A 1,585-nucleotide genomic window follows, 5' to 3' on the forward strand; every position below is an offset into this window, starting at 1 on the left:
GCGCCGCCGGACAGCGGGTCGCCGCTTAGAAGCGGTGACGCACGCCCACGATACCGACCGTGCTCTTCACACCGTCGATGAACGCGAAGTTCGTGGCATACGAACCCAGCGCGTACAGATTGGTGCGCTTGGAGAGGTTATAGGTGTAGCCCAGGCTGAAGATGTTCATGGTCGCATCGTCGCCGGTCAGCTTGGTGTTGTTGGCGTCGGCACGCTGCCACGAGGCCAGGATGCTGCCCGCGCCGCCGACCGGAGCCGACAGGCCGACCAGGTACGAATTCGACTTGAAATCCTTCGCAACGATGTTGCTGCCGAAGCTCTTGGCGACCGGGCTGCCGCTGCCGAAGGCGTTGAGCGACCGCCCGGTCAACCAGCCCTCGCGCGTCTGCCCGTAGGCCAGCGCCAGCTTGATCACTTCGAAGTTGTACGAACCGCCAAGGATCCACTGCTTCGGGTTCCCGTCAGTGCCAAGCTGGTTGGCCGGATTCAGCTGGTCGTACGTCAGGGCCACGTTCAGCGGGCCGTTGACGTAGCGCAGGCCTGCCGTGATGGCACGGGTGTTGTTGGCGGTACGGAATCCGGTCTGCGACGGGTTGCTCTTGCGCGTGCCATCGGCATTGAACTGGGCGGCGCCATTCTTGGTGTCGTCAGCGCTGAACGAATAACCCAGGCCGAACTGGAAGCCGCTGAACGACGGGGTCTGGTACATGACCATGTTGTCGTGGCGGACCGTGTTTGCGGCGCTGAAGGCGGTGCCGACGCTGGCCTGGCCGTAGCTGGTGCCGAACGGATTGATCGCGGCGATGTACTTCGAGGCGACGTTGGTCTGGCGGCCAAATTCCAGCAGGCCCCAAGAATCCCCCTTCAGGCCGACGGTGGCCTGGCGACCGAACAGGCGGCCGCTCTGGCCCGACTGGCCGTTGGCCGAGTTGAAGCCGCTCTCCAGCGTGAACACGGCGCTCAGGCCGTCGCCCAGGTCTTCGGCGCCACGCAGGCCCCAGCGCGAACCGCTGGACACGCCGTTGGCCACGCCGACCTTCGATTCCTTGTAGCCGTCGTTACCCTTGATGCGCTGGAAGCCCACGCCGGTGTCGATCAGGCCATACAGCGTCACCGCGGTTTCAGCCTGCGCCGCGCCGGACAGCACGGCGAACAGAGCAGTGACGAGCAGAGCTTTTTTCATTACAGATTCCCGTTGATTGACAAGACATGCGCATGCGGATCGGCACGCCACACGGGCGGCCATTTCCGCGCATGACTGGAACCGATTCTAGGAACGCTGCAACTCAACCATTTTGAGCGCTATCAGCATTGACCCGGCGCTCGACCGAAATCAGACGTATCCGTGTCGGGAAGCCGACAACCGCCCGGACATCGCCCTCGCGCCACGGCCAGTCATCGCAATGTGCCCAGAAAAGCGGCGCCGTTGATGGCCGCCCAACCGAGCGAAATGGCCTGCGCGCAACAAGCAAAACGCCGCCGGCATCTGCATGCCGGCGGCGCACATGCCGCTTCGGGGGGGCTCATCCCACACAGGGTTGGGGTGAGCGGACTGAGAGTGGAGCTAGGGAGGTGGCCGCTTTTT

General features: G+C 64.0%; 1 protein-coding gene. It reads right to left on the reverse strand.

The genetic code is table 11. The features are described 5' to 3' along the window. Positions 1 to 25: 25 nt before the first annotated feature. Positions 26 to 1,183, reverse strand: coding sequence for a porin (locus AOZ53_RS33165; RefSeq protein ID WP_054433109.1), 1,158 nt, complete (start codon positions 1,181 to 1,183; stop codon positions 26 to 28). Positions 1,184 to 1,585: the final 402 nt, after the last annotated feature.

Source organism: Achromobacter sp. 2789STDY5608621 (assembly GCF_001299375.1).
In the GTDB taxonomy this organism is placed as follows: domain Bacteria; phylum Pseudomonadota; class Gammaproteobacteria; order Burkholderiales; family Burkholderiaceae_B; genus Achromobacter; species Achromobacter insuavis.